Source organism: Clostridium sp. CM037 (assembly GCF_055081095.1).
The window spans coordinates 935,102-956,911 of sequence record NZ_CM143650.1 but is presented as its reverse complement, the minus strand read 5'-3'; the positions used below and the strand labels follow the sequence as shown (position 1 = coordinate 956,911).

Annotated in this window: 8 protein-coding genes (1 of these 8 running past the window's edge); all 8 read right to left on the bottom strand. The window is 30.8% G+C overall.

From position 1 onward, the window contains the following. Positions 1–16: 16 nt before the first annotated feature. On the bottom strand, positions 17–1,249 hold the full coding sequence (locus ACWJKP_RS04500; protein WP_165412037.1) for a hydroxymethylglutaryl-CoA synthase family protein: 1,233 nt from the start codon (positions 1,247–1,249) through the stop codon (positions 17–19). Further along, on the bottom strand, positions 1,250–2,554 hold the full coding sequence (locus tag ACWJKP_RS04495) for a beta-ketoacyl synthase N-terminal-like domain-containing protein (protein ID WP_165412038.1): 1,305 nt from the start codon (positions 2,552–2,554) through the stop codon (positions 1,250–1,252). Beyond that, positions 2,538–2,780, bottom strand: coding sequence for an acyl carrier protein (locus tag ACWJKP_RS04490; RefSeq protein ID WP_165412039.1), 243 nt, complete (start codon positions 2,778–2,780; stop codon positions 2,538–2,540). The genes ACWJKP_RS04495 and ACWJKP_RS04490 overlap by 17 nt, the downstream gene beginning before the upstream one ends. Before the next feature lie 13 nt (positions 2,781–2,793). Continuing rightward, positions 2,794–6,117: an ACP S-malonyltransferase gene (gene fabD / locus ACWJKP_RS04485; protein WP_462961430.1), complete on the bottom strand. Its 3,324-nt coding sequence runs from the start codon at positions 6,115–6,117 to the stop codon at positions 2,794–2,796. Between the two features lie 42 nt (positions 6,118–6,159). After that, positions 6,160–6,837, bottom strand: coding sequence for an MBL fold metallo-hydrolase (locus ACWJKP_RS04480; RefSeq protein WP_165412041.1), 678 nt, complete (start codon positions 6,835–6,837; stop codon positions 6,160–6,162). Between the two features lie 710 nt (positions 6,838–7,547). Further along, positions 7,548–10,106 carry an alpha/beta fold hydrolase gene (locus ACWJKP_RS04475; RefSeq protein WP_165412042.1) on the bottom strand — a complete coding sequence of 853 codons (2,559 nt, stop codon included), beginning with the start codon at positions 10,104–10,106 and terminating at the stop codon, positions 7,548–7,550. Next, entirely contained in the window at positions 10,106–18,979 is an 8,874-nt protein-coding gene (locus ACWJKP_RS04470; protein ID WP_165412043.1) for a type I polyketide synthase, read from the bottom strand. The genes ACWJKP_RS04475 and ACWJKP_RS04470 overlap by 1 nt, the downstream gene beginning before the upstream one ends. Beyond that, on the bottom strand, positions 18,972–21,810 hold the end of the coding sequence (locus ACWJKP_RS04465; protein ID WP_462961429.1) for an SDR family NAD(P)-dependent oxidoreductase. It continues 6,398 nt past the right edge of the window; the window shows 2,839 of its 9,237 coding nt (coding positions 6,399–9,237); the start codon falls outside the window, past its right edge; its stop codon occupies positions 18,972–18,974. Before ACWJKP_RS04465 ends, ACWJKP_RS04470 begins: the two co-directional genes overlap by 8 nt.

The following is a 21,810-nucleotide window of genomic DNA, read 5'->3' as shown; positions in this document are numbered from 1 at the left end:
TACACTCCAAATCTGATTAACTCCATGCATATTTTCTATGAAAATCGTCAATGTCTGTTAATACTAAATATCCCTTTCCTTTAAAGAAGTGATCATATACCTTTGCAAATTTTGAAAAATCAACCTTTTTATCTCTTAGTCCGAATAACCATTCAACATTTTGATCTAACATATCTTCATACTCATCGAAGCTTAATTCATATCTACTATCCAATTTTTCTTTTATTTTCATCTCATTTAATTTTTCAACAGATTTTGGTGTAATAATTCCACTATAAAACTCTGATGAACAACCTGAACCATAAGAGAATATCCCAACTCTTTTAGTCTCATCTATTTCTGCATTATCAATAAGACTGCATAACCCTAAATATACAGTAGCAGAATAAACATTTCCCACTTGAACACAATATTCAAGTGATGGTGCTACCCTTTTATCAAAATCCTCTTTAATTTTTGGTCCTTTTATATGTAATTCTTTATGCATCATATTTCTATGAGCACCTTTTACCATTCCTCCAAAAGGTGCATGAAAAACTAAGTAATCAAAAGTTTCTTGAAAATCAGCCCCATCTACCTTTTCTTTATAGTTCTTATAAGAATTTTCCAAACAATCTAAATAAGATAATAATGATAAATCTGGATTACCCGTTTCAATTTCTGGTAAGGGTCTACAAGTATCCATTACTTCATAACTATATTGACCTGTTGCACCAAAATCTAACTCTAATATGTCTCCATTTTCTCCAACTAACATAGCTATTGCGCCAACAGCTTGAGTTGGTTCACCATATGTACTTTTAGCCGCAGCTCTTGCAACATCTGTTGCAATTACTAAAGCCTTTGCTCCTGGTGATACCTGCGATGCTACAAAACAGGTAGCCATATGTAATGCTGCGGTTCCTCCATAGCATGCTTGTTTAACCTCAAATAATCTACAATTTCTGCTTAACCCTAAATAGTCATGAATATATGTACTTATTGACTTACCAAAGTCAACTCCTGATTCAGTTGAAGTTATTACCAACTCTATGCTTTTTTTTTCTTCTTCTGATAACGAATCTATTATAGACTTTGCTGCATTAACTCCATTTGTGATAGCATCCTCACAGGGAACACCTACAGATTTTCTTTCCATCATCAAATTATCAAATCTACCTATGTCTAGCCCTCTTCCCTCAAAAATACTTTTTGCTTTAATGAAGGCTGGTCCTCCATAAAAATTTATACTTTCAATACCTACTCTCATTTATACTCCTCCTTTTTTTAAAATAACACTTGTATTTATTCCACCAAATCCATAAGAATTGTTAAGACCATATATGAAATTCCCCTTCTCAGCCTTATTCCCAGGGAAATTATATTCATTATCTATTGGATTATCTAGATTTATTTGAGGATGTACAAAACCTGCTCTTAATTGAATAATTGTGGCTATAGCTTCAACTACCCCAGCAGCGTATAAACAATGTCCTGTAAATGGCTTCGTAGAGTTTATCCACACATCATTTATATTTCCTTTAAAAACTCTTTTAATTGCTCTCAATTCGGTTACATCTCCTAATGGTGTAGACGTCCCATGAGTATTTATATAATTAATCATAGAAGTATCTAAATTAGCTGATTTAATAGCCATTTCCATAGTTTTAACTTCCCCATCCTCATTAGGATTAGATAAACTATTGCTATCTAAAGTTTCAGCTCCACCAACAACTGTTGCTAACACCTCTACCTGTCTTTCTTTAGCACTTTCTATTCCTTCTAATATTAAGCAAGCAGTAGCTTGTCCATATATAAACCCTTCATGATCTTTGTCAAATGGTCTACATGCCTTTTCCGGAGTTTTTATAAAACTTTTCCCACCATAGGCTCCAATATTTTCAAAACCTTTTAGCTCTATTGGAGATAACTCTGCCATGGAACCAATAACCATACAGGCATTAACTATTCCTAACTGAATCATTTGCACAGCCTTAAGTATAGCTATATTTCCACTAGCAGATGCTCCTCCTACGGTAAAACCCTCTCCTTTTAAATTAAAGATCTCACTTAATACACTAACTTGATTCGTATCCATAAAATTTAGTGCATATCTATGATGTACTGACTCTAAGGAGTCTTTACATTTATTAATCATATTAAAACTAGTTAATGGCGATATATTACTACCTCCAACAACTATCCCTATTCTATCTTCGTTTATTTTAATGGTATCTAATTTGGCATTAATCCAAGCCTGAGCACCAGCTAAAATAGCTCCTTTAGTTGATTTATTTGAGGTCTTAAAAAGATGCTTTGACTTCTTCATTAGTTTACCTTGATATCTACTAAATACACTAAATAATTCTTCTTCTTTTATTTCTGCACCAATAAAGTTATTCATGCTATTAGTTATAGGATCCTTAATGTAGCTTATCCCACTTTTCCCATCCCTCAGTGATACCTCAAACTCCTCAATACTATTTCCTACTGTACTTATTATCCCCATACCAGCTACAACTACTTCTCTAAATGAATTAAATTTATATCCTATTCCTTCATTTGATGTTTTCATAGAACAATTCCACTACTTCCTTTAAGTTTTTAAGCTCTCCAAACTTTACTAATGGCATTTTGATATTTAACTCTTCCATTGTATCTGCAAGAATATCGAATCTATCTATTGAATTTGCACCTAAATCCTTCATACTATCCTCTATCTTTATACTATCTGCTGAAATTTCCGGTAAAATATCAACTATTATTTCCTTCATAATTTCAAATATTCTTTCTTTTTTCATTTATTATCTCTCCTTATTTCAAATCATTTTTAACGCGTTCTATTATTTGAGCTGCACCATTCATAATCATTAATGCTATTTTATCTACATTCCTATTTCCCCATAATTCCATTTCGGTTCCCTTAACCCATTGGTTAAAAGCTCCTAGTGCTGGACCGCACATGATGTTGTAATTTACTTTATTACTTTTCTCTCCTCTAATTGCTGACTTCTTTGAATTCTCGAGGTACCATTTAAAAACTAAAGCCATTTTTTGTTTAGGATCGTTTACAATATTAAATTCTTCTTTCGTAATGTTTTTCTTACACACTTCTAAAATATCATTAATAGATCTATAAAAATATTTCTCTTCTAATTGACACTTAGTTTTACTATCTAACTGCTCTACAGAGTTCGTGTTTCTATATAATTCATATAATTTGTTAGCCCTTGCAGAAAAGAATAATCCTCTCTTTATTACTTGAGCTTTTCCACCTAGTTCAAACATATCAAGTGATGGCACATATGCCATATCATATACATTTACTTGTTGAAGTAAATCCTTTACTTCAGTACTAGTACCACTTTCTACTGTACATTGATTTATAGACCCAGTTAAGATAAACTCTGCACCCATTAGAAATACTCCAGCTGCTGCTTCTGGAGTTCCTATACCTCCAGCGACCCCAATTTTTATATCTTTAACCTTATCAAACTCTAAAGATACTTCAGTTCTTAATCTTATTATTGTTGGAAGTAAACTCAAAACATTTCCTTGATCTGTTGGTCCTGCTGAATCACCTTCTACACATATATCATCTGCAACAGAAATATACTGAGCCATCTTTGCTTCTTCATCTGTTATATCATTATCCTTTAGAAGCTTTTCTACTATTCTACTAGGTGGTGGTAACATAAACATCTTAGCTATATCTGGTCTAGATACCTTAGTAATGATTTTATTTGTACACTCTATATTTCCACCCTTATCTTTTCTTAATCCCTTTATTCTATATTTAACTAATGCTGGAGATATAGTAATATATGATGATGCTTCAACAACCTTAATATCGCATCTCAATAAAGCATCCACTAATTTTTCCTCTTCGTTTGAGTTTATAGGATTATATGATAAGTTAACGCCAAATGTTCCTTTATTTCTCAATTCGTTCCTAATATATGTGATTGATCTTTCTATTTCTTCAATACTCATACCATTTGCACCAAGAAATGACATACAACCGCTTTTGCCTGCTTTGACTACTAATTCTTTTGATGAAATTCCGTCACTCATGCCACCCAATAGATATGCATATTTTAACCCGTACCTATTCTTAAAATCAATATTTCCTAATTTTTCTGCTGAGATTTTTTTAGTTTTTGTTTCATCGACAACGGTTTTTTCTACAGATACCGTTACTTCTTCTACTAATTCTTCAATAGCTACCTCTTGTTCAAGCTCTAAATCCTTCTCAGCTAAAGAATCCTCTTCTTCAACAGATTCGTCAATAATCAAAGGCTCAGTTTCTTTTTTTATGCGTTTTATTAAACCTGCTATAACATTTCCAGGACCAACCTGTGATATTTCAATATCATCTTTTTTCCCCATTAAGTAGCATACAGTTTCTGTCCACTTTACACTGCTAACCATTTGGTCTACCATATTTTTGATGATTTCAGAGTACTTATATGGTCTTGCTGTTAAATTTGAAATTATTGGTATAATTGGTATTGAGAACTTAAATTGAGAAATATATTCTTTAAATTCTTTTGCTGCATCATTCATATATCTAGAATGAAATGCACCACTTACCCTTAATATCATATAAGATCGAGTACCATTTTTTTCAAAGATTGCTTTAGCATTTTCAATATCCTCTTTAGGTCCTGAAATCGCAATTTGTTTTGGTGTATTTAAATTTGCTATATCTATACTGTCTAAGTTATTATTACATATAATAGCTCTAACTTCATCTTCTGTTAAACCTAATACAGCAGCCATTCCCCCGCCAGTTGCAGTATTCATAAGTTCTGCTCTTCTCTTAACAATTTTTAATCCTATTTCAAAATCAAAAACCTCTGCTGCAAATAATGCACTATATTCCCCTAAACTATGCCCTGCAAGGAAATCTGGCTTTTCGCCTGTCTCCTTAATAACCTTTAAATAAGATAATACATTGACAACATATAATGCTGGTTGAGTGTACCTTGTAACACCTAATCGCTTATTTTTATCCTCTAAACAAAGCTCTTCTATAGAGTATCCTAATACTTCATCTGCAATTTTTGTAAACTCTTGAAACTCCTTAAACAACTCACCTCCCATACCTACAAACTGTGATCCTTGTCCAGGAAATAAATATGCCTTCATTACTTTCCCCCTCTTTTCACTTATAATATTATTGTCTATACAATATTCATTAACCTTGTTAAACTTCTTAACTTCACTCCCAAATGGAGTTATAACTGATAAAATGTTTTTAATACTATTTCCTCCTATTATACTTTTAGTAAAGTTTTGAAGTGTTCCAGACACTCCCAGATCTATATATATATATTCTCCTGTGAAATGAAATGCTTTAATCGCGTCTCTAAAATTTATTGGTTTTCTTAAAACATTCCATAAGAATTCAGAATTAATATTTTGCACAAAATTTCCTGTCATCGATGAGATCATATTAATATTAGGTTTATTATACTTGATGTCTTCTAAATATTTATAATAAGGAGAATATAATCCTTCAATCTCACTAGAGTGAAACGCATAGTGTACCGGTAGCTTAACACTAGATATATGATTTTCTTTCAAGGATTTTTGAATATCTTTTACCACATCCGCTTTGCAAGCTATTACAAAATGACCATCATAATTTATTGCAATAACCTCTGACCTAGTATTTAGATCACTATTTTCATGATATAATTTCACATTTTCTAATATAGATATCATCGCCCCCTCTTTACAGGTTTGCTTTAATAACTCTACTTGTTTAACTACAATCTCTAGCATCTTTTCAACATTTATTACGTTTGCAACTGCCATTGCTACATACTCTCCTAAGCTTACTCCTAATAAATACTTAGGATATATTCCATCTTCTATCATTGTTTGAGCTAATGAGTATTGAACCATAAAAATCGTAGGATGTGTGTAAAATATATCATCAAATTTATACCCCTTGTTCCTATTATTATGGTATAAATTATCTATGGCAGATTCTCCTGTTAAGTTGTAAAAAATTTTGTCCAGTTTATCCATCCACTTTTTAAAACCTTTATTATTCTCATACAATTCAATACCCATTTTATTGTATTGTGACCCCTGACCTGAGAACATAAAAACTATTTCTCTCCCCATTATTAATCTCCTATGTACGAACTTTTTGATTTATAATTAAAGCTACTTGAAATTAAATATTCCCTTATTATCTTTTCTATTTCTATATTTTACAAAGTGATTTATATTATCAATCTGAAAATATATATTTTTTTTATTTAAATATCTCATATCTTTACCAGGCTCTTCACCAAAAGAATGTCCTGTATATACACATATGTCTAAAGGAATAATCTTTTTTAATCTATTGATACTATGATACATTTCTTCCGCGGATCCACCCGGTATATCGCAAATCCCACAACCTTCCATAAATATAGTATCCCCTGTAAATAAGTTATCTCCACTCCAATAACAAGTACTTCCTTTTGTATGACCTGGGGTAACTAAGCATTTTATCTTTGTTTCCCCTACATTTATCACTTCTAAATCATGTATACAATTCAAATTAATACAATTATATTCATAATATTCAATTTCTTCTTCCGACATGTATACATCCAAATTAAATTTACGAACTAGCCTTGTCACCATATTAGTATGGTCAAAGTGAGAATGCGTAAGTAACACTTTTTCTAATTTAGCCTCGTGTTTATCCAGTATTTCTAGTATTTGTGATATATCCCACGAAGGGTCAACAACAAATGCATTTTTAGAAGCCTTATCTACGCCTAAATACGCATAATTATAAAACTGCATACACCTTGTCTTTATTATATACAAGTAATACGTTGCTTCCATTACTCCTCCTCCTCCTCCTATTCATATTATTAAAACATTCTTCCTGTTTATACTATTACTCAAAGATAATACATAAGTATAAATTAACCCATTGAAAAATAAATCTTTTTAAGTATCTAAATTGTGTAAATAGCTAAAAATATTACTAACCATTTTAGTATTTATATTAACAATATATATCAACGAAGTTAATAATACAATGGTTTTACAAAATATACATAAGTTCAACACAAATCCCAATATTAAACCATATTTTTTGCATTCAATAAAATTTATGTTATTTTAAAAACAGATAGGTTCCTAAAATTGGTAAGACTCGCCCCCATCCAAAAAAAATATTACCAAGTTTTACTTTGGTTGATTTCAACTGTTTTAGTATTTTAGTTTAAATCATGTAGTTTAAAGTCTTATGCTCTGGTCTTTCTTTTGAAAATTTCATTTATAACAAGTTCTTCATTAAACAAATCTATTAGTCATCTTTATCATCCCCTTCACATTAATCTTTTAGTTTTTCTTTATTATTAAGATTAAAAATGCAAATTGTAATATCATTATGAAATAACTATGTTAACATTATTTAATAATACAAAGCAAAAAGATTAAGTTCATTATCATTTTTTGTAAATTTTCTTGAAGTATCTTTATCTGTATTTAAAATAGCTTAGCATCTTAATGTATAAACAGGAATTAAACTTTATATTATAATAGAATTACTTTTGAGCAACTACTAACGCACAATTTGTTTCAAATCTCTTTGCATCATCTGATGGATACGCCTTTACATATCCAAATTTTGCAATTAAAAATACCTTTTCCCATGTATAAATGTCTATAACAGGGGACTTATCCCTTAATTCTTTATCCTCAAAGTACCACCAGCCTTCGGCAAGTCCCCAAACCATATCTACCCATCTTAAGCTCTTAGAAGCTTCAATTAGCATCATTATGCCATTAGGAATTAATAGTGGTTTTAAATTCACAACAGTTCCTATTATGTCTTTTGTTGCATGAACTACATTTAACCCTAAGATTATATCAAAACTATTGTAATCAAACCCTTGCTCAATTGGATTTTTAGTAATATCAAAAGCCTTAAAGTTTATACTCTTAAAGTCATCATTCTCTTTTGCCTGATTTATGAAATATTCTCCTATATCAGTAAAGTAGTACTCAACATTTGGTAAGTTAGCTACTGAAACAACTTGTTTGGTCAATAAACCAGTTCCCCCTCCAACCTCAAGAATCCTAACCTTTTCTCCCTTTTTATCTACTACCAATTTCAGAATATCACTTATCACACTAGCATATATTCTTTCTTTTCCATACTCAATAGTATCCTTATTGCTTTTTTCCAAAGCATCAGAACTTCCTTTAGGAAACAAAACACCAATAGGTACTATTTTCCCACATAGAGATTCCTCATAACTGTTTACACAATAATCCAAGAAATTTATCATACCAGCAAATTCACTATAGTTTTCAATACATTCCTTATACAAAACTTTAGAATCCATTATTAAACTTTCGGCCTTTATAAACTGTATCTTACTATCTAAAGCCCTAACCACTTTATCTTCTACTAACATTTCAATCATACAATCAAAAATCTTTCTATAATTAGGTAATATATTTAGGGTTGCTACTAATTCATTTCTATCATGTATCTTTCCAAAGCTTGTATCTATACCACACTTTTTCAAGTAAGTATAAGCATAGCTTGTACATAACAGTTTTAATCTTTCTTCTAATTTATCGTAACATTCCATCCCCTTTATATTTAATTCTTTTTCCCATTTTTCTTCATACTTTAGAACTAGGTCATCACTATCTTTTAAGCTTAATATGTTATTGTTATCAATATCTAATATAAACTTCTCTATCTCTTCATTTAACAATTCATGGTGAGTCATAAAATTAAAGTGAGCACCATCCTCTATCTCTAAAAACTTAGCACCCGGAATATGATCTATGATAACTTTAGATTGTCTTGTATTTATAATGGTATCTCTCTTACCATATACTACAAATACCGGTGTTTTTATCTTGTCAAGTATATCTAAAGTTGTGTAGCTCTTAGAATTCCCAGGTAAATAATATTCCATATACTTAGCAAAAATCTTAGTATCTATACTTGTTCCATACTCTAATAAGTTTATATAGTCTTCTCCACTTTTTATAATTTCTAAGTCCTTTTTCATCGCGTCATCAGCATTCGAATTTGGATTTTCATTTACAATCTCATAAATTGAACTAACTAATATCAGACTGGATATCTTTTCTGGATACATAATGCTAAAATATTGACCAATCATACTACCCCAAGATACACCTATAAAATCTATAGGCTCATTTATTTCTAAATTTTTTAGAACATCGGCAATAATCTTTACCCTTTCTTCTAAGGAGTAATCATTTATATCCTCACTAAGCCCGCAACCTGGATTATGAATTGAAATAACTCTAGAGTATTTAGAGAAATACTTCAACTGATTTATTATCATAGGAGTTGCCATTCCAACTCCTCCAACAATAACCTTAGTTCTTCCTCTTCCTGCAGATACAACCTCCATCTTTTTACCAATAGATGTGTTAACTAAAAGGTGTACATACTTTTTACTTATCTTATTTAGTTCTGTATTCGTTATAACTTTATATTTATTTAAATCCACATCAATATCTTTGAGCTTTTTCCAAAACTCTAGTGGGAATTCATCTGAACTGTCAATTATCCATAAATTATCTTTACTATTCTTATCTATATGTTTTATTTCTACATCTTTATTAGGTCTATTCTTCTTCTTTGGCACTTCTTGTTTATATTGATTTATTTCCTCAGAACTATAATTGACTTCAGAAGCCAATTTAAGTATTTCATCATGAAAATCAGTTGATATATATTCACTTAATTCATAAATCGTCTCATACTCAAAGAATATATTAGGAGAGAAGTTTATTTTAAACTTCTCTGTAATATAGTTGTTGTATGCTGTAAAGCTAATCGAGTCAAACCCAAACTCTCTCATATTTACATCTACATTTATCCTATTTATAGGTACCTTCAGTACTTGTGCTACCCCCTCTATAAGTTCCTTTTCTACTATATGTAATAAGTTTGTTTCTTTATCTAGCCTTATAGAATTGTTATTACCAATTTGGGGCTTATTCTCATTTAATTTCTTAAGTTGTTTTATCTTCTTTAATGCTTCCTTAGGAGATAACTCTCCATCTTCCACCATCTTTAACAATTGCATCTTTGAATAATTTTTCATTATAATAAATCCTCCACCAACATATTTACAGCCTCGGCACTAATTTCTCCATTTTGAACCTTTGTTAATAATTCAAGTAATTCCTCTTCATCACCGTATATTAGTTCACTATCTAATTCATCAATAGCTTCTTTACTACTATATAACTCCTTACCTACTTCATTATCTTCTAACTTATTATTATGATAAATTTCATAGGAAGCATTTCTCGGTTTAGGGAGCCAATATCTTTCTTTATCAAACGCATACCCTGGCATAGGCATCTTAAACATCTCATCGTCATATAATTTAGACCAATCTATATCTATGCCTTCAATCCAAAGCTGTGCAATTTTATCGAACTTTCTAGATACCAATAATTTGTCAATAAATAACCTTCCTTCTTCACCTTCTATAAGCATCCCAAATTTTGAGCGTTTAGTATTAGCAGTTCCTTCATAAATACCATCTTGATCCTTTAAGTCTAAAACAAACGCTTCTAGCTTCTCACTAAGATTTTTTAGGTCGTCTACTACAAATGCTACTCTTTCATTCATCTCTACTCGTCTAGTTTGAAGATTATATGCTAATTGATTTATATCTATATTAACTTTATTACCATTGGAACATGCTTTCTTGTCTACATCTTTTAAACAATAATATTGTTCTATATTAAACCTATAGTTCTCTAGCATAAATCTAATAATATCCTTTAATGAAACAAATCTAACTACTGGATTATTAATATAAATATTATACTCACACTTAATTACTTCAATAATTTGTATTAACTTAACTAAATCTACTCCGTACTCCTCTAAAGAATCTTCTAAAATAACATCCTGATTTCCAAATATCATAACATCCTTAAAAATTTTTACTATGTCTTTAGTCAAAGCCAGCTCTAGGTTATTATCAGTTCTCTCCTCACCCTTATTATTTATCACATTATCACCGATAAACTTTTTAAGGTTTTTGCAGCTTTCCTTTAAACTAATTTTACTTTTAGCAGAAACTGTTATAATATTTACTTTTTCTATATTATTAGTATTAATATAGCTTCTATTGTCATATTCCTCAAGTATTATATGAGCATTACTTCCTCCAACACCAAATGAACTTATACCCGCTCTTCTTGGTATTAGATTATTATTCTCATCAACTAAAGCTTCCCATGGGATAGTATCCTTTGCTATTTTTAATCCACTACCTTCTAACTTTATATAAGGGTTTAATTCTTTAAAGTTTATATTACCTGTAATCTTTTTGTTTTTCATTGATAATAATACTTTAAAGATACTTGCCATACCTGATGCCGACTCTAAGTGTCCAATATTACTTTTAACTGATCCAAGTATACAATTAGGAATATCTGTTTCTTTTTTATTCCACTTTTTAAATAGTTCTTTAAACGCTCTCTTTAATCCCTCTATTTCCACAGGATCTCCAAGACTTGTACCAGTACCATGTGTTTCAATATAAGTTACTGTAGATGGATCAATTGAAGCTCTTTCATGTGCTCTTACAATAACATCTGCTTGGGCCTTAGAATTAGGTGATGTTATAGAATTAGATTTTCCTCCGTGATTTACCGCAGTACCTTTAATTAAACCATGTATATAATCCTTATCTCTTATGGCTTTAGATAAAGGTTTAAGTAAAATCGCTCCTACCCCTTCGCCTCTTACATATCCATTAGCATCCTTATCAAAGGTTTTGCACTTACCATCCTTGCTTAACATTCCTAAACTACTACCTGCAATAAACAAGTTCGGACTAGATATCAAGTTTATTCCACCAGCTACTGCAAACTCACAATCATCATGCCAAATAGATTCTACAGCTCTATGAATAGCAACTAATGAACTAGAACAAGCGGTATCTACCGGCTCACTTGGTCCACTCCAGTTAAAGAAATAAGAAATACGATTAGTTAACATCGTTCTAGTCATTGCTGTTGCGATATCATCTTTTAATAATAATTCTTGATAATCTCCATTAGAAACTCCTATAAATACTGAAGTTCTAGTGCCTGAAAGATCGGTAATTTTATGCCCTGAATTATCCATAGTATTCCATACTGTCTGAAGCATAATTCTTTCCTGGGGATCCATTTTTTCTGCCTCTACCGGGGATATATTAAAGAATAACGGATCAAATTCATCAATTTCTTTCATAAATCCACCATACTTAATATCTGTTTTTCCTGGCTCTGCTATGGGATCTCCATAGAATCTTTCCCAATTCCATCTCTCTTCTGGAATTGTAGATATCATATCGCTCTTCTCTTCAATAGACTTCCAAAACTCATCTAAATTCTCTGATCCTGGCATTGCTCCACTCATACCTATTATCGCTATAGGTTCTCTACTAGCACTATTTATTTTATCGAATTTAATTGTAGATTCCTCTTTATCTATAATTTTTCTTAAAGCTCTGCTTGGTGCTACTTCTTCTACCTTGCTAACTCCTTTAGAAACTCTCTTCACTGAAAAATAGTTATTTAAAGTAAAATCATTTTCTAAGTAAATACTCTCTGCTATTGCAATTGGAGTAGAATTTTCAAAAAATACTGTAGGAGTTATCCCTAAGTCAAACTTACTATTTATTTTGTTAGTTAACTCTGTAAACGTTATAGAGTCAAAACCAAACTCACTTAAGTCAGAATTAATGTTTATTTCATCTCTTTCATTTTTTAATATTTCACACATTATATCTATTAACTCATTAGTGAACTTATTTATGGTATCTTCATTATCCCCAACTTCTATAACCTTTAGCTTTTCTTCACCGTTAGCATTAATTTGATTATTTATTAAGGAGCTTATAATCTTTTCCCTTACTCCTTCTATTACCATTACTTGACTTTCATTTAATGATAAGCTATCTTCAAAGGCCTTTATACCATTTTCGTCAGATAATGGACTCATCCCAAACTTTGAAAATAATAATTTTTCTGTTTGTACATCTACATTCATACCACCATTTTTCCATAGTGACCAGTTTATAGCTGTATCTATTCTATTTAGCTTTTCATTCATCAATGCCACATAATTGTCAATATAACTGTTGGCATATGCATAATCACCTTGCCCTATATTTCCTATTAAAGATGTTGAGGATGAAAAATTAACAAATACGTCTATATCCTCATTCTTTAAAGCATTATATAAGTTTATAGTTCCATATATTTTAGGACTAAACACCTCCTCTATCTCACCTAAGTTCTTCTTTATCAGTAGGGAATCTTTCATAATTCCAGTACAGTTAATTACTCCATTTAAATTGTTAAATGTATTCTTTGCTTTATTTATAAGAGTAATTACATCTTCTTTTTTAGATATATCTACAGGTACATATATAACTTCTGCTCCTAAATCCTTTAACTCATTAATTTTTTTTAAATCACAATTTTGATTTCTTCCACATAATATAAGTTTTGCTTTATATTTCTTTGCTAGATATTTAGCAAAGAAATTTCCTAAGCCACCCATACCTCCAGTTATTATATATACTCCTTGATCCTTGAGCTTTTGCTTTTGATCTTCTAATTGTTGTATTTCTACTAATTCCTTTATATATCTAGTATTAGAATCATATTTTATTTCACATTTATTACTACTATCAGATAGTTCCAACTTTAATATATTTACTAAATCAGTGTTGTCCCTTACTTCAACAACTTTACATAATAATTTTTGATTTTCTAATTTTATGGACTTAAAAAATCCTACAAGTGCTTCATATTCAACTACGTTATTAAGATTTCTATAAATACAATGCATCTTTGTTTGACTCTTAAATTTTTGTGACGATAACCATTTACAAAGATGGAATATTGGATAAATCTCTTCTTTTATTATCTCTTTAGCTTCTATACTTCTGGAATCATCTAATAAGTAAACAATATTAAGTTTTTCATTTTCACTAATCTTACACTCTTCACTTAACTTATTATAGCTTTCTAAATCTAATGGATTTATTATAAACTTCTCATCGCTATGCTTTTTATATTCCGCTCCAAAGTTTATAAATATAGCTTTATCTCTAAATAATTTCTTTATTTCAGCTTCTGAACTTGTTCCTCTACTAAATACCAATGTCTTACCATCTATAGAATTGCTTTTATCTATTAATACTGTTGGGCTCTCAATCCACTTTGAAGTGAAATATACAAGGTCTTTTTTTATATTCTCTCTTTCATTTGATATCTTGTTAGCAAATTCAATTTGAACTGGTCTTATAACAAGTTCTTTCATCTTGGCTATAACTTGTCCTTTTTGTCCAAGAAAAGTAATATCAAATTTTACTCCTCGTACCTGTGACTGTTTAACATAAGCATATAAAGCCCTAACTTCTGTATTAAAAATTTCTATATCTCCTAATATAAAAGGTACAAAAAGTATATTTTTATCTGCTACGCCAGTTTTATAAGCAAAGGCTACAGATGATTGTAATCCTCCATCAGTAAGTGTTGGATGTAGAAGAAAATCCTTAATAGTATCTTCTAAGCTTTCAATTACATCAATTCTTGAAATACCTTCTTTTTCATTGTAGTAAAATTCTTTTATTCCTTTGAATTTACTTCCTAGCTCTGCACCTAAATTACTTAACAATTCATAATAAGATCTGGCTTCCTCTTCTCCACCCTTACATCTTCTCATAACCTGATCTATATCAATAAATTCATTATTCTCGTTGCTTTTAAGTGGAGATACTTCCAGCCTTCCTTGTGCATGTTCTTCTCTTTCTCCCATATTTTGAGAATACACCTTGAAATCAATACTGTTACTGTTAGGCTGGAGAGAAATTCTAACCTGTTTTTCATCTTTATCTACGATTATAGGATTCGACCAAATTACATTTTTTATCTTAGTTACTGTATTTTCATCATCAGCTAAGTTACCTGCTACTCTAGCCATTTCTAAATAAACTACCCCAGGCAATACATGTCCATGATCCTCCATATAGAATTCATTTCCTCTAAAAGTCTTTTCAAATCCTTGTTCATAAATAGTAGATATGTTGCTATCTATAACTTCATGTAGTCCCTTAACTGTTTTTTCACTTTCCTTATTATACTTAATTGGAATCCAATACTTGGTTCTAGCAAACGGATAAGTTGGTACTGAAATCCTATTTTGCTTATTCCCCTTAAATAAAAGCTGCCATTGTACTTTAAAACCCATTACCCAAAGCTTTGCTATACTGTCATAATCCTCATTTTTGATATCATTATTAATCTGCTCCGTTAAGCGTTCTCCATCAATAACGTCCTTTACATTTCCCACATATAATTTATTTTCTGATTCACCATTACAAAATGCGCTAAGCTTTTCTTGTAATTCTTTTTTTGTAGAGGCGACTATGGATAATCTCTCATCCATCTCTTCTCTACCAACTCGGAGAGTATATGCAACTCTCATTAAGTCTACATCTCTATCTAAAAATTCATTTAATATTAAAGCATATTCTTTTAGTCTATCTTTATTTTTTGCTGATAATATGAAGAGAGTCTCTTCTTGTAACCCTTTATGGGAACTCTTTTTATTTATGTATTCTTGAATTACAACATGTGCATTAGTTCCACCGAATCCAAAAGAGCTCACTCCAGCACATCTAGGAATTCTATTTCCATTATCATCAATTGAAACATTCCATTCCTTTGTTTTATCTACTATATAGAATGGAGAATCTTCTAGCTTTATATAAGGATTTAATTTTTTAAAATGTACAACGCCTGGTAACTTGTTTTTCTTTAATGATATCAATATTTTTATTACTCCGGCAATACCAGAAGCTGGTTCTAAATGACCTATATTACTCTTTATAGATCCTAAACCTATATGTTTATCTTTTTCTAAGTCCTTATCCCATATACCATATAATTCTTTAAACATTTTCTTCAATCCATTTATCTCAACGGGATCTCCTAATTCTGTTCCTGTTCCATGTGCTTCAATATAAGAAATAGTGGATGGATCTACCTCTGCTTCCTTATATGCTTTAAGTAGTACTTCTGCTTGTGCATCTGAATTTGGAGCTGTAAGCGAATTAGCTTTCCCTCCATGATTTTCAGCGGTACCTTTTATAACACCATATATGTTATCGCCATCTTCTATAGCCTTATATAATGACTTTAATACTACTACTCCTACGCCTTCGCCTTTCACATATCCATTAGCACCGCTATCAAAGGTCTTACATCTTCCATCCGGTGAAAATACTCCCATCACACCAGCTCCAACATAGGTGTTCGGATCTAACATTAAGCTTACTCCACCAGCTATTGCCATTTCACTTTCATTATATTGTATTGATTTTACAGCCCTATGTAATGCTACTAAACTACTAGAGCATGCTGTATCAATGGATTCACTTGGACCTTTAAAGTTAAACATAAATGATATTCTATTACTTAATAAAGCTGTTGCATTTCCTATACTTGATTGAGCATACACCTTGTCCAAATTAGTTGCTAGTAGTTGTTTATAATCAGAAAACTGCACTCCTGCAAACACTCCTATATTTTTACCAGCAAGTTCTGAAACCTTACACCCACTATCCTCGATAGCTTTCCATGTAGCTTGGATAAACAATCTTTGTTGTGGATCCATAAGTTCTGCTTCTCTTGGTGATATACTAAAGAACTTTGCATCAAAAGCATCCTGTCCTGTTATAAAACCGCCCCACTTGGAGTTGGTTTTATTTTCCGTATTATTATCAGTACTATAGTATTTTTCCCAATCCCATCTTTTTTTGGGTATTTCGCAAACTACATCTTCTTGATTCTCTAAAACATTCCAAAGTTCCTCTTCAGTATCAGCTCCCGGTAATTTAAAGTTCATACCTATAATAGCAACATCTTTAGTAGAATTATTTTTTGATTTTTTATTCTTGTTTTCCTTAGAGTATTTGTTTCCTATAGGTTTTAAATTAACAACTAAAATCTCTTCTACCTTCATATTGTTTTTAACAGGTTTATCTTCTTTTACAGAAACAACCACGTTATTGCCTTGTACTTTTGTATCATCATTATGATTTTCTTTTACAGAATAAAATTTTTCCACCTCTTCACTAAAATCCTCAAGCAAAAACTCACTCAAATCTTTTATGGTACTTTTAGCAAAGAAAACTGTAGGTGATATTTCAATTTTGTACAAATCACTTAATCTATCAGCAAATTCCTTTAATGATACAGAATCAAATCCAAAGTCTCCAAGGTTCTCTTCTACATCTAACTTTCTCATTTTAATCTTCAATATAGTTGCTATTACATTTTTAACATCATATTCAACCTTATCGTATTTGGACCTATCCTGATTTTTGTTTTCATTCTCTAAAACTACTTGTTCATTAGATTTTTCTTTATCCATAACATTATCCATATTAGTTACACTTCCCTTTAGCTGCGCAGCATCATTCTTCTTGAGCTTTAAAATATTCTCTATCTTACTTCTATCCCCAGATATTAAAGCCACTTGTGAAACTTCACTACTCATGATTTTCTCAAATGCCTTTATTCCACTATCAGCAGTCAAGTAACTCATTCCTGAAGTTTGTAGATAAAGTTGCTCTCCTTTATCCCCCATATGCATTCCTCCATTCTCCCATAGTGGCCAATTAATTGTTATACTTCTACCCCATCTTTCATTACTTAAAGCTAATTGATTTCTATAACTACAAAAGCTATCTAAAAACTTATTTGCTATAGCATAATCGCATTGACCAAAATCCCCCATGATAGATGAATTTGATGAAAATGCAAGAAAAAAATCTAGTTTCTCATCTTTTGTTTCCTCGTCTAGAATTATTGTTCCATAAATCTTTGGATTAATAATTTCTTTAAATTCGTTTAATTTCTTTTGGAATATTAGTTTTTTACTTGCAATCCCAGCTGCATGAATTACTCCATTTATACTTCCAAATAATTTCTTTACTTCAGTTATAAGTTTTTTCACATCAACTGATTTTGTAATATCGCAACTTATATATATAGCCTCTGCTCCATATCCTTTTAATAAATCTAATTTTTCTTCAATAGATTCATTGATAGTGGATCTTCCTACTAATATAATCCTAGCTTTATATGTTTTTGCAAGATATTCGCTAAATATCATTCCTAGAGCTCCTGCTCCCCCAGATATTAGATATACGCCCCCGTCTTTAATGCTACTCTGCTTAGACATTATATGTAATTTTTCTAACTGTTTCCCATATCTTACTCCATTTTCATATTTTACTTCATATGAAAATTTATATTGTTTTAATACAACCTCATTATGAATTATATCTACTAGGCTTTCATCATAACTTCCAACTTCGATATTAGAAAATTTAAGCTTTGGATATACAAGTTCCAAAGATCTTGCATATCCACCTAAAGCCTTTCCAATTACCTGTGATGTTCCTATACTTTTAAATAAGGAAATAAATGTAGTAACCATCTTCATCTTTAGAGAATCATATGCTTTTAATAAGTTAAATATTGAGTATATGCCGCATTTATCTACATCATAGAAATTACAATTCGTTAATTGATAATCCCACATAAAAACAATATAATTAGCTAGCAATTTATCTTCCTTTATGTCCTTTAATAACCTTATGTAATCTTCACCATCTAATGAATTTATAACATATAGGCTTTGAGCTTCCTTTTTAAAGGAAGCTCCTTTTTTTACTACAATCACCTTAACCGTCTTGCTCAATGAATTTATTAAATCTAAATACTCTGGATTATCCTCTTCAATAAATAGCATCATAACATTTGCATTAGATATACCCTCATTATTATTTTGTTTATCTGATTTAATCCACTTCTCATTTAAAAATAACAATCCCTTATCTCCACCCAAAACTTCACTTTTGTCATCTCTTTTATCCTTACTCATTACTTACCTCCATAATACTTTTGATACGTTCTATATCAATTTCTCCATTTTGTAGTTTAGCAAGCATTGTTTTAATTTGATTGCTTATCTCTTCTATCTCATTAGCATCACTAGTATTCTTCATAACTTTCAGTGTTAATTTTTCAATTTTAATTAGGACATTTTCATTTTTATCTATAAAATATAAATTAAAGGTAATTTCACTATCATTATCTTGATAATACTTGCAATAAACACTAAATTCATCACAAAGAGGTTTAGCTACGACACATCTATATAATTTATAGAATTCATAATTATATGCTTTCTTAAATAACTTAATAAAGCACTCTACAACCTCTTCCACAACTGAACAATTAAATTTAACTTTTGAATCTAATAATGTTGCATTTTCCTTTAACTTAACAGTTATATAAGATGAATTATCTTTGACATAAATATTCTTAAATTCTTCTATTACCTTACTATGTTGTATTAAACTCTTCTTATTACTAATTTTATCTTTATAAGAACTACCAAGAATTTCACTAATGTCTAATACTTCCTCTAGCTTTTCACTTGAGATTTCAACTTGTCCTTGAGAACAAATTATATATTCTCCATCGTTATTCTCATACCCAGTTTCACATTCAATGTAATCCTCATTTTCATATAATGAAGTAATTAACTTTCTATCTTCCTTAAATTCTGTTCTATTTCCCCAAATTACATTTTCTATTACAGAGCAACTATCTTCTATTGACAATTCAGAAGCTATACGGAACATTTCTATAAATGAAGAATATGCCATATACTTCACTTCCTTATTATTGAGTTTCATTGAAATACAATTACTTTCCTCAATTTTAGTTTCATACTTTTGCTTGTTAAGACTTGATATATTTCTATCTATTAATGAGTGTATTTTTTCTACTCCAGCACCTTTAATACCTGTCTCTGTTCTTGATATCCAGTAGCTTTCTCTTTCAAATGCATATGTTGGCAAAGAAACTATATGTACGTCCTCATCTTTATGTAGCTTTTCCCAATCTATGTCTACACCCTGAACCCATTTAGCTGCAATCTCTAAAACTTCATTTACTAAGTCCAGTCCACTCTTTCTTGCTTTTTTTACAGTACCAAAATACACTTCTCCATTATTGATATTTGTTATAAAGCTATTTAACTTTTCTTTTATTTCCTCTATGCTACTACAAGAAAAAGCCATGCGATTATTCATCTCTTCTCTACCTATCTGTAGCGTATACGCAATATTAGAAAGATCATAATCTTCATTATAACTAAGGTATTTATATAGCTTCATTGCATTTTTCCTCAAGGAATAGCTACTCTTAGCTGAAAGAACAATAACTTGATCTTTATTTTTCTTTTCATTCTTGTAGTTATTTTTATATTCTTCTATTAACACATAAGCATTTGCTCCACCAGCTCCAAATGAACTAACCCCAGCTCTTCTTACCTCTTTATTACCATCTATAACTGTAGTCTTCCATGGCTCTAATTCTCTTTGTAAATGGAAATAAGAATTTTCAAAATCAATATTTGAATTTAACTTGCTTGAATTTATGGATGGAACTAATTTCTTATACTTAAGTTGAAGCAATACTTTAGTTATAGATGCTATACCTGCAGCTGCTTCTAAGTGGCCGATATTTGACTTTACAGATCCTATAGAACAAGATTGTTTACTTGGCTTATATTCTTCAAACACCCTATTTAGAGAGTTTATCTCTATTGGATCTCCTAATTTAGTTCCTGTTCCATGTGCCTCTATATATGAAACTGTTCTTGCATCAATATTTGCTTTCCTTAATGCTTTAGATATTAAACTTACTTGAGCATTAGGATTTGGTACTGTATATCCGTTAGCTTTCCCTCCATGATTAATCTCTGTTGCCTTTATAATTCCATATATATAATCTTTATCCTTTATAGCCTTTTTGAAAGGTTTTAAAATTATTGCTCCAACACCTTCTCCTGGCACAAATCCATCAGCATCATCTCCAAAGCTAAAGCATTTCCCTGTTGGCGAAAGCATTTTCGTTTGACACATTAATACATATTTATATGGATGTAAATATAAATTAACTCCTCCAGCAATAGCCATTTCACATTCTTTCTTCTTCAAACTCTCACAAGCTAAATGAATTGCTGTAAGCGATGATGAACATGCTGTATCCACTGGCATACTTGGTCCGCTGAGATTTAATATATATGATATTCTGTTAGCAATTGACCAAGGTGATACATTTGGCATAGATGATATATTACCTCTTTCCCATTCTTCTGGTCCCCAAAGCTGATAACTATAAGTTGTCGTTCCTGCAAATACTCCAACATTAAAACCGTAACCAGCATTATATTGCTTAAGTCTCTTTCTTGTATAACCAGCATCTTCTAGAGCTGCCCATACCGTTTCTATAAATACCCTTTCTTGTGGATCCATTATAATAGCTTCTCTTGGTGAAATATTGAAGAAGGTAGGGTCAAACTTGTCCACATCATCAATAAATCCACCCCACTTACTATACATCTTTCCTTCTTTTACCTTATCATACTCACCATCAAAATACTTTCTATAATCCCAACGGTTTATAGGGATTTCACTGATACAATCTTTTTTATTAACCATATTATCCCAAAACTCGTATATATCATCAGCTTGAGGGTATTTACCGCTTACCCCTATAATTGCAATGTCATCTTCTTCATAATTGCTATTTGGTAATACGATATTATTATCTTTAAAAGGATCAAGCTTCTTCCATGTTAATAGTTTTTCACTAGTGCTTACTTTACGTGCTATATCTTTTTTCTCTTCTATAACTTCA

What these genes read in the sequence shown, in the direction of transcription:
- ACWJKP_RS04480 (WP_165412041.1), bottom strand. Translation starts at nt 6,837, where the DNA reads ATGGAAGCAACGTATTACTTGTATATAATAAAGACAAGGTGTATGCAG.
- ACWJKP_RS04475 (WP_165412042.1), bottom strand. Translation starts at nt 10,106, where the DNA reads ATGAAAAATTATTCAAAGATGCAATTGTTAAAGATGGTGGAAGATGGA.
- ACWJKP_RS04500 (WP_165412037.1), bottom strand. Translation starts at nt 1,249, where the DNA reads ATGAGAGTAGGTATTGAAAGTATAAATTTTTATGGAGGACCAGCCTTC.
- fabD (WP_462961430.1), bottom strand. Translation starts at nt 6,117, where the DNA reads ATGGGGAGAGAAATAGTTTTTATGTTCTCAGGTCAGGGGTCACAATAC.
- ACWJKP_RS04495 (WP_165412038.1), bottom strand. Translation starts at nt 2,554, where the DNA reads ATGAAAACATCAAATGAAGGAATAGGATATAAATTTAATTCATTTAGA.
- ACWJKP_RS04490 (WP_165412039.1), bottom strand. Translation starts at nt 2,780, where the DNA reads ATGAAAAAAGAAAGAATATTTGAAATTATGAAGGAAATAATAGTTGAT.
- ACWJKP_RS04470 (WP_165412043.1), bottom strand. Translation starts at nt 18,979, where the DNA reads ATGAGTAAGGATAAAAGAGATGACAAAAGTGAAGTTTTGGGTGGAGAT.